Origin of the sequence: Rhodococcus sp. ENV425, assembly GCF_002887785.1 — a bacterium.
GTDB lineage: Bacteria > Actinomycetota > Actinomycetes > Mycobacteriales > Mycobacteriaceae > Rhodococcus > Rhodococcus aetherivorans.
The window spans coordinates 75,069-84,879 of the sequence record NZ_PCZU01000187.1 but is presented as its reverse complement, the minus strand read 5'-3'; the positions used below and the strand labels follow the sequence as shown (position 1 = coordinate 84,879).

The following is a 9,811-nucleotide window of genomic DNA, read 5'->3' as shown; positions in this document are numbered from 1 at the left end:
GCGTACCTCCACGAGCGTGCCGGTGACCTGGTGACCGCAGCACGGCTCTACACCGAAGCGGCCCGATCGGCGCCCAACCTCCCCGAACGCGACCACCTCACGCGTCAGGCTGCACGGCTGGGCGCAGAGCTCCGCCGTCGAGGCGGCCGTTCGAATCCCGGAAACAGGACCGCCAGGGTCCCCCACTACTGACACCGTGTATGCCTCTGATCGGTGCATATGGGCGTTGGAGACATCGGCCCGCCGCGGCCCGGAGGGACGTGGTCGTGACGAGCATCACTGTCATATGTGCTTTCGGGCCCTAAAATTCCCGGCGTGCTTCCCGAACCGAACGATCGTATTCTCACGTCCGTCCGAAAAGGCGCCGTGCGGCTCGGCATCGTGTGTGGGTCGCTCGCCCTCGCAACCGGACTGGCACCTCTGGCTGACGCGGATCCGGGTACCGCGGACCCACATGCCCGCCCTGCCGGGCCCGAATTCGCTCCGATTCCGAGGATCGCGGCCTCGCCGCTCATAGACACCGCCGACGAGAGGGGCGGGGACAACTACCGCGCACCGGCTCCGGCGACCCCCTTGGTGCTGCGTGCGGCCGACGACTTCGATCGCCCGGACGGCCCGCTCGGCCCGAACTGGATCACCTGGGGTGGAGGCACACTGAAGATCGTGAACGGTCATCTCGACGGCCGGGGGACTCCGTCGACTCCGTTGAGTCTTGCGTTCTGGAGTGAGCCGATGCCGAGCGAGACGCAGGTGATGCGGTGTGTGGTCCGCTGGAACGGACGCGAGCCGGAGCACTCGTCGATCGGTCCGGTGGTGCGCGCCAATCCCGGTGTCGACACCGGTGTGCAGTTCGCGTTCACCGACAGCATCATGGCGTTGTACCACGAAGATCCTGCCAACCCGAACGGGTTCACCCCCGTGGCGGGGACTCCGCAGTACGCGTCCACGTCGAGGTTTCCCGAAGGCGCAGTGATCGAGCTGCGGGCCGAGGGAGACCTGTACACAGCCCGGGTCAACGGCAAGATCGTGCTGCAGGGGACCGTGGGGGCCGACAAGATCCCGTTCACGAATCGGTACGTCGGCACGGTGATCCAGGATGACAGCCGGGAGCGCGGCGGTGGCCAGCCCCCCGCTCAGCTCGACGATTGTCGGGCGTTGACCCCGTGACGTCGCATTCCTGTCTCCTTCAGCACAGGCCACGATGCCGCAGCCAACCCCTGCGCGCCGAGTTGCCGCTGTCCAACGCCCGGACGCCGCCCGGCTGTGCGAGCGGATCCGCGGCCAGCCGGAAATCGTCACCCGGGATGAGCACATGGCCCGGACAGCTCGCTCCAACGCCCTCGAAGCCACCCGCCAGGCCGACACCACCGCGGTAGCCGAGCCACTCGAGCCGCTCACCGTCGCAGCAGCTGGAAAGCACCGTCGGGTCGCTCGCCGACCGCTGCCACTCGCAACGATCGAGGGTTGATCCGGCTCGGAGAGATCATCCAGGACACGGTCGAGCGGAAAATGCACGACCCGGCCCTCATCGGCCGCGAACTCGATAGCGTCTCAGGCACCGGTCCCGCCGAGACCGGACCGATGCACCCCATCAGGTTTCGGACGGCCTTGTCACCTGTCGATAATGCTAGCCTTCGGTTCGTCGACAGCTGACGGTCCGGCACGCTGATACCGAATGCCATATCAGCGTGTCGAGTCTGCCACCGCCACTATGCCGGTTCGGCTTCGTCGCCGAGGTCGGGCGCGTGGCATGGCAGCTCGTCTCTTCCGCTTCGGTGCCGGCATCGGTGTTGGGGCCGGTCTCGTTGCGCTGGTGTGCGGCGAGTGCTTCGCCGACGGTGCGCAAGTAGGCGGTGCCGGCAGTGCGCAGTGCGTCGTATAGTCCCGCCCGCCCGGTGTCCTGCCCGACCGGCGCTATTTCCCCAGCGGTGTGCTGTGCGGAGGCTGGCGGGTCGAGGGGCACGGTCGGCTTGCCATACGCCGTGTCGGCCTTGTTCGTGGGTCATGGCAACCTCCCTGCTCGAAGCGCCGGACTGGGCGACCTGCTTGTTCTGCCCTTCTGGCGCAGGGAATGTGGACCAGCATGAGGACCGGGGAGTGCCATCTACTCACGGGAACGTAGGTTCGACATCGGTAATGCCCCGGGGCTGGCGGCCGCGTACACCGGTCCCCGGTGCGGCTGCGGTGTGTCCCCGACATCGGATACTGGGCTGTCCAGCGCGACAGCCGGAGCACACACACGGCCGTGGGTGTGGGGCGTACCGGGGCGGCGTGGCTACTCTCCGAGATATGACCCTGTGCCCCAACATATTACGATGTTCAGGCAATTGGTGCGGTGGGAGGATTGTGCCATGATCACCCCCTGGTCGGAAAGAGCAGGGCATCAGCCGGGCGACCGCGCAGTTGTGTGGGGATTTCCCCGTATCCTCGTACACCGACGTCGAAGCCGTAGTCCAGGAGATCAGGGCGCGACTGTAGATCGTGCGCTCGATGGTTGGGGTGCAGGCCTGGACCTTCGGACCCGAAGTGGAGTTCCAGGCCGCAGGCATACAACGAATTCCCCTTTTCGATCACCGGGGAAGAATTCGGCATGCTGGTGGTGATCGGGCAGTTCGCCGCGCAATTGTGGGTGGGATTACGGGTGGCGATGGGTTCGGCTGATCCGTTCCTGTGCATGCTCGCCGCGGTGGCGACGATGTGGATCATGTTCCAGACGTTCGTCGACATCAGCTGCACGGTGACGGCGGTGTTGCCGCGCTATTCTGAAACTGTCCGCAGAGGTGGCACATGGCATTGAAGGAACGGCGAACAAGCCTGATTGTTGCGTTGAAGCGGTCGAGCCGACACGCTGGAACAGGTTGCTGCGATGGCAGGCGGTGATCCGCGGGCGACTCAGCGCGACGACGCGACGGCCATCGGTGCCGAACTCGGGGCAGCGGGTTTCGAGGACGCCGAGCAGATCGGACGCGGCGGCTTCGGCATGGTCTACCGCTGTCGGCAGCGGGCCTTGGACCGTACGGTCGCCGTCAAGATCCTCACCGTGTCATTGGACGAGGAGAACCTTGCCCGGTTTCTGCGTGAGCAGCGGGCCATGGGCCGGTTGACCGGGCATCCCAACATCGTCCATGTCCTGCAGGTCGGGACGACCGACAGTGGCCGGCCCTATCTGGTGATGCCGTACTACCCCCAGACTTCCCTCGACGCATGGATCCGCCGCCAAGGTCCGTTGTCGGTCGACGACGCCCTGCGGATGGGGGTCCGGCTTGCCGGTGCCTTGGACACGACCCATCGGCTGGGAGTCTTGCACCGCGATGTCAAACCGGCGAATGTCCTTCTCACCGAGTACGGCGAGCCGGTGCTGACCGACTTCGGGATTGCCCACATCGAAGGGGGCTTCGAAACCGAAACCGGGGCGATCATCGGGTCGCCCGCATTCACCGCGCCGGAGGTGCTCAGCGGCGAGCGTCCCAGTGTGGCCTCGGACATCTACGGCCTCGGAGCGACGTTGTTCGCAGCTCTGACCGGGCACGCTGCCTTCGAACGCCGACAGGGTGAGCAGGTGGTCGCCCAATTCCTGCGGATCACCACCCAGCCGGTCCCGGATCTACGCGAAAACGGATTTCCGGATGACATCAGCCGCGCTGTTGAACGCGCCATGGACGCCGATCCCCGCCGACGCCCGAGCACTGCAGCAGCCTTTGGGCACGAGCTGCAACAAATCCAGGTGAGTCGAGGGCAGCGAGCCGACGAGATGGCGCTGCTCGAGTACAGCGGCCGGCTCCGGCCCGGATTACCCGATGCTGTGAGACCTGTCCGCCGAGTGGGGAACCTGCCCGCCGAATCGACCACCTTCGTGGGGCGCCGGCGAGAAGTTTCCGCCGCGAAGAAGAGATTGACGGCCTCCCGCGCGCTGACGCTGACCGGGATCGGTGGGGTGGGTAAGACGCGGCTGGCGCTGCGGGTCGCGACGGAGCTGCAGCCGAGCTACCGCGACGGTGCGTGGCTGGTCGAGTTGGGAGAACTCAACGACGAGGCGCTACTCGTCGATGTCGTGGCCGAGGTACTCGACGTCCGAGATTCGCCGGGTCGATCGCTGGAGGATGCAGTAGTCGACTTCGTGGCCTCGCGACAGCTTCTGCTGGTACTCGATAACTGTGAGCAGATTGTCGACGCTGCGGCGCGGCTGGCGGACCGGTTGTTGCGACACTGTCCGGATCTACGCATTCTGGCCACCAGCCGTGAACCCCTCGGTATTCGCGGTGAGGTGGTCATGCGGGTATCGCCGCTGTCGGTGCCGCCCTTGGATCAATTGGGATCGGTCCGGGAACCGCGCCGATTCGATGCGTTGAAGCTGTTCGTCGAGCGGGCAGCAGCCGCCGTGCCGGACTTCGAGTTGACCGAGTACAACCGTGCCGCTGTGGTGGAGGTCTGTACCCGGCTCGACGGACTGCCCTTGCCCATCGAGCTGGCGGCGGCCCGCATGCGGGTGATGTCTGCCGAGCAGCTCCGGCAACGCTTGGCCGAGCGGTTCACCGTCCTGACCACGGCGGAGCGGCACGTGCCCACACGACAACGGACGCTGCGTCTGTCGATCGACTGGAGCTACGATCTGTGCACGCCCGCCGAACAGCAACTGTGGCAACAGTTGTCGATCTTCGCCGGCAGTTTCGGCCTCGAGGCGGTCGAGTACCTGAGTGGCGGCACCGCGACCTCTACCGACGTTCTCGACCGGGTCACTGCGCTGGTCGACAAGTCGATCATGATTCGAGAACAGCACGATGATCAGGTTCGCTTCCGGATGCTCGAGACGATCCGGCAGTACGGTCGCGAGAAGGCTCAACAGTGTGATGAGTACCTCGGGTGGCGCCACCGCCACCGGGAGTGGTTCGAGCAGATGGTCCTGCGGGCAGAAGCGGAATGGGTCAGTCCCCGGCAGCTGGACTGGATCACCTGCTTGAACAGAGAGTTGCCGAATCTGCGTGAGGCCCTCGAGTTCGCTTCGACCGAACCGGCCGCGTCCAGATCGGATCCCGCATTACGGATGGCCACCGCGCTGTTTCCGTACTGGCTGGCACGGGGGCTGCTCAACGAAGGCCGCCACTGGCTCGGACGTATGCTCATGCATCCTCTCGCCTCCAGCAATGACAGGATCGACGCCCTCTATGCCCACAGTGTTCTCGCCGAACTGCAGGGCGATTTGGCTACCGGGGCTGAGTTGGTCGAGCAGTGCAAAGCCCTGGTCCAGGGCGCGAACGACCCGCTCCTGGATGCCCGCGCCGATCACGCCGCCGGCCTTCTCGCTTTGTACAGCGGTGATCTGGTCCAGGCCTGCACGCATTTGGAGCGTGCACTCGCGGTCTTCGATGCGGAACATCACCTTTCGCGGCACGTCTGGATTCTGGTGATGCTCGGTCTCGCATACGAATTGCGCGGCGATACCGACCGAGCGATCGAGTGCCACCGGAAGGTGCTGGCCATCACCGAAGCGCACGGTGAGTTCGTGTATCGGTCCTACTCGCAGTGGGCCTTGGGTGTTGCGCTGTTCCAGGAGGGCGATCACCATGAGGCTCGGGTGATGCTCGAGCAGGCGCTCGGTGTGATTCGGCGTGTCGGCGAACCTCTGGCTGCTGCGGTATGCCTCGAGGCGCTGGCGTGGACCGAGGACGTTGAGAACCGTGCCGAACGCGCTGCCGTACTGATGGGCGCAGCGGAGTCGTTGGGACGTGCGACCGGAAGCTCATCGCTACTCTTCCGTGCGCTTGACCGCAATCATGCGGAATGCGAGAAGTCCGCGCGGATTACTCTCGGTAACAACGAATTCGAAGCCCGACTGCGCCACGGGAGAGGACTCGGGCTCGACGATGCCGTCGACTACGCTCTGGATGGCTGATCGCCTCGTCGACGGACCATCCCTTCATCTCGTTCGTGAAGCCCCCAGGTCTGTCGAGACGCGGTGGTGGATAACCGAACACCCTGCCGAGGAGGAGGCAGGGCGCTCGGCTCCGGCCGGTCGCTCAACTGAGACCACGACCACCGACAGGGGAGAGGCAACCGTGGGGATGGTGGGTAGTCCGGCATCGGCTGGATCGGTCGGACCTTTCGCCAGCGGATCGACGGAGGGGCGCATCGACCAACTCTGGACGCGCTGTCAGATGGCGTGGCAGTGGCCGCCGTCGACGTGGACGGCGGTGCCGGTGATGTAGCCCGCTCGGGGCGAGAGCAGGAAGGCGGCGGTGTCACCGAACTCGTGAGCTTCGCCGACCCGACCGAGCGGGATCCGCATCCGGTCGGCCATCGTGTGTAGGTATTCCTCGACGTCGCGGCCCGCCTCGAGTGCGGGGCGCTGGATCTGGCCGCTGCGGATGACGCCGACGAGGATTGCGTTGACCCGGATCCCGTCGGGCCCGAGTTCGGTGGCGAGCGCATTGGTCATGCTCAGCCCGGCGGCGCGCAGAGGGGCACTCGGCATGGCTTTGCGTCCGGGAGTGCGGGCGCCGGTGCTCAGGACGTTGACCACGGCCCCGCGGCTGGCTCGCAGGTGCGGAAGGGCGAGGCGGATCGTCCGGGCGGCGGCGAGGAACTTCAGTTCGTAGTCCGCGATCCATTCCTCGTCGGTGATGTCTTCGAACCGGCCGCCGGTATGCACGCCGGCGGCATTGAGCAGTCCGTCGACGCGGCCCCACCGGTCGGTGGTGGCGTCGATAAGGGTGGTGAGGTCGTCGATGCGGGTGACGTCGGCGGGGACCGCGTGCACGTCGTGACCGAGGGCGGTGACGGCGTCGTCGAGTCGACGCTTGTCGCGGCCGCAGATGGTGACGTGGGCGCCTTCGGCGAGCAGCGAGCGCGCGGTCGCCAGACCAAGGCCGTCGGAGCCGCCCGTGATCACGAACGCCTTACCGTGCACACCGAGATCCATCCGTCTGCCCTTTCTCCTCGAGTTTCGCGCCCCGAGACCCGGGGTCGACGTAAGCGGTCAAACCAACTCGGAGGCGCGTCGACTCCTCTGGGACAGCTTTGCTGCGCACGCTTCGGCCAGTTTGCGCTTTGCCGTCAGCCCCAAGCCGAGCGTCGGACGTGACTGCAGCAGGGTGTGCAGTCGTAGGTAGAAGGTGTACGGCGTGACGCCGAACTGGGGAAGAATGTATTCGTCGCCCCCGCCGAAAGGGAGCCACTTGGTTGCGAAGTCGATAAACTCTTGGTCTTCGGTGGTCATCGATCTCTCCTTTCGTTCACGTTGTGCCTCGGGGCGCAACGGACCGGACGGGAAGTACTGATCCGTAGATGGATCGGCCCAGTGTGAGAAGTTCGGGCGTTCCGGCATCCAGTGGGCTGGTCTCCAGTGTTGCAAACAATCATTTGTTTTTCAATACTGCGGATTGATTCCCCTGGGTGCACTCGGCCGACGCAGGGGCGCCCTTTCGGACAGCTGCCGCTGATCGACGGGCGGATGCACAACGCGACTGTTCGCACACACTGCAGCGCAGGACTATCGCGGCGTGTCCTGCGGTCCCGCCCTCGAATCGAAGGCCCGTGCAGTGTCTGCATTGACGTGTTCAAACCCTGCTCTTCCGCCACAGGACTGACTCCCGCCGTGACCGCACCGCCGTTGCGAGGTGGGAGATCAGCGTGTCGAGGTGTCGTGCACCTTGACCACTTCCAGCATCGCCTTCACATTGGTGATCTTGATGCGGGGACGTCCGTGTTCCCTGCCTTGCTTGCGTTCGGCAGCGTCGATGGCCTGCCATCCTCGGTAGTCGACGACCTCCGGCTGTCGTTCGGTGACGAGGGCGCTCAGTTGTTCCCTGCTGCAGTCGGAAGCGGGTCCCTCCAGTGTGCCGGCGAGGAAATCCTCGAGCAATACCTTGACGGTCTCCTGGGCGCACTTCTTGTTGGTTCCGATGACGCCGGAGGGTCCGCGCTTGATCCAGCCTGCGGTGTACACACCGGTCAGGGACTCGCCGGTCTGCGGGTCGATGACCCGCCCGTCTCGATGGGGGATCGTTCCTGTGGCGTCGTCGAAGGGGACGCCGGGAACGCCTGCGCCGCGATATCCGATGGAACGCAGCACAAGACCCGTCTCTATGGTCTCCGTCCGGTCGGTGAGGCGGGCTTTGAGAGAGCCGTCGGCGGCCCGATAGAGTTCATTGTGTGCGATTTCGATGGCTTCGACATGGCCGGCGCCGAGCACCGCGGTCGGTGAAGCGAGATAGCACAGCACGATTCGCTTGCGCGTCGGGTCGGGGACTCGGGTGGAGTACTCGCGGGCGAGCTCGGTCTTGAGCACAGTCGAGGGCTCGGCCGCGGGGTCCTCCAGCGCAGCTCTGCTGTGCTCGTCCAAGATCAGATCCTGAGAATCGACCACCACGTCGACCCCCTCGAGCGCTCCGAGAGCCAACAGCTCCGGGGTAGTGTATGCGGCTTGAACCGGTCCGCGACGACCGAGCACCAACACCTCGCGAATACGGCTGTGTCGCAGAGCGTCCAATGCGTGATCGGCGATGTCGGTTCCAGCGAGATCGTCCGGGTCGGAGACCAGGATACGTGCCACGTCCAAGGCGACGTTGCCGTTGCCGACGACGACGGCACGTTCACCGGACAGATCGAACTGCAGGTCGGCATAGTCCGGGTGACCGTTGTACCAGGCCACGAACTCGGTCGCAGCGTGACTGCCGGGCAGGTCTTCACCCGGAACGCCGAGACGACGGTCGCGTAGCGCGCCGACCGCGTAAATGACGGCGTGGTGGTGCGACATCAGCTCCGGGTGGCTCAGGTGCTTGCCGATTTCGACGTTGAGGTGAAACTGCAGAGCCGGCTTGGCTGCGGCGTTTCGGAAGAGATCGGTGACAGCCTTGGTGCGCTGATGGTCGGGAGCCACACCCGCCCGCACGAGCCCCCAGGGGGTGGGGAGCCGGTCGAACATCTCGACCTCGACGGCCCCGTGAACGTTGGTGAGCAGATCATCGGCCGCATAGCAGGCCGCCGGGCCTGAGCCGACAATCGCAACCCGCAACGGTTGGTCCTGCTCGGGCAATGCGATCGTCGATACCGAAATGTTCGGCATGCCCTTGGACTGGAGCGGGTGCTTGTCGAAATAGTCTGCGTTGATGCTGGCGTACCGCACGTCGGTCCCGGTGAGGTCCCACTCCGGGTAGATGGCGCCGACCGGGCATGCGTCCATGCACGCCCCGCAGTCGATGCACGTCACGGGATCGATGTAGAGCATCTCCGTGTTCAGGTATTGCGGGTCCCCCGGGGTGGGGCGGATGCAGTCCACCGGGCACACCGGCACGCAGGAGGCGTCGTTGCAACACGGTTGGGTGATCACATAGGCCATGACAAGTGTCCTCGGTACAACCCTGCAGAAGGGGATGGAAGTGGCGATGGATGGCTGGTCGCCATCGATGAAAGCGTGGTCGGTGACGAGTGAGTGTGTCGGAGTAGCCGGGTCAGCGCTGGAAGGTAGAGGGGGCGGGCGCGGAGACGTTGCCTTTGCTCCGCGCCCGCCCGTGTGTCCCGTCCTAATTGTCGACGAGGGCGATCGCTCCCTCGGGGCAGTTTCGCATCCCGAGTTCGGCGGCTGCCTCCTGGCCGGGCGCCACTTCGATGGTGGAACCGCGGTCGGCGTTGTAGCCTTCGTCGTCGAGTCGGTACACATCCTTGGCGAGGATGAAGCACCGTCCATGACCTGAGCACAGTGTGCCGTCGATCTCTACCTTCATCGTGATCCTCCATCACGTCGTTCATGCGTGGTTCACTACATCCACGACCGAAGTGTCCGGTCGCGCCACTGGTCGGCGCGTCTACGCCCGGA

At 65.3% G+C, this 9,811-nt stretch carries 7 protein-coding genes and 1 pseudogene; 4 read left to right on the top strand and 4 right to left on the bottom strand.

Features of this window, described 5'->3' with window-relative positions; all coding sequences use genetic code 11:
• The 4 genes and pseudogenes from CQZ88_RS31160 to CQZ88_RS15840 form a co-directional block, all read left to right on the top strand.
• Positions 1-192: pseudogene (locus CQZ88_RS31160) on the top strand (RNA polymerase subunit sigma-24); the annotation flags it as partial.
• A 540-nt stretch (positions 193-732) separates the two neighbouring features.
• A complete protein-coding gene (locus CQZ88_RS31155) occupies positions 733-1,167 on the top strand; it encodes a hypothetical protein (protein ID WP_231772002.1) in 435 nt (144 codons plus the stop codon).
• 1,327 nt (positions 1,168-2,494) lie between these two features.
• The gene (locus CQZ88_RS15845) at positions 2,495-2,797 is read left to right on the top strand and encodes an FtsW/RodA/SpoVE family cell cycle protein (protein WP_081637032.1); all 303 of its coding nucleotides are present in this window, start codon (positions 2,495-2,497) and stop codon (positions 2,795-2,797) included.
• Between the two features lie 69 nt (positions 2,798-2,866).
• Positions 2,867-5,890, top strand: a complete 3,024-nt coding sequence (locus tag CQZ88_RS15840) for a protein kinase (RefSeq protein WP_102800009.1) — start codon at positions 2,867-2,869, stop codon at positions 5,888-5,890.
• Positions 5,891-6,148: 258 nt separating this feature from the next.
• Here CQZ88_RS15840 and CQZ88_RS15835 read toward each other — a convergent pair whose 3' ends face one another.
• From CQZ88_RS15835 to CQZ88_RS15820, 4 genes are all read right to left on the bottom strand, one after another.
• Positions 6,149-6,916, bottom strand: a complete 768-nt coding sequence (locus CQZ88_RS15835; RefSeq protein WP_006942918.1) for an SDR family NAD(P)-dependent oxidoreductase — start codon at positions 6,914-6,916, stop codon at positions 6,149-6,151.
• Positions 6,917-6,973: 57 nt separating this feature from the next.
• Positions 6,974-7,213: a hypothetical protein gene (locus tag CQZ88_RS15830; protein ID WP_044476293.1), complete on the bottom strand. Its 240-nt coding sequence runs from the start codon at positions 7,211-7,213 to the stop codon at positions 6,974-6,976.
• A gap of 408 nt (positions 7,214-7,621) precedes the next feature.
• Complete coding sequence (locus CQZ88_RS15825) at positions 7,622-9,334, bottom strand: FAD-dependent oxidoreductase (protein WP_102800008.1); 1,713 nt, start codon at positions 9,332-9,334, stop codon at positions 7,622-7,624.
• A gap of 184 nt (positions 9,335-9,518) precedes the next feature.
• A complete protein-coding gene (locus tag CQZ88_RS15820) occupies positions 9,519-9,719 on the bottom strand; it encodes a ferredoxin (RefSeq protein ID WP_006942920.1) in 201 nt (66 codons plus the stop codon).
• Positions 9,720-9,811: the final 92 nt, after the last annotated feature.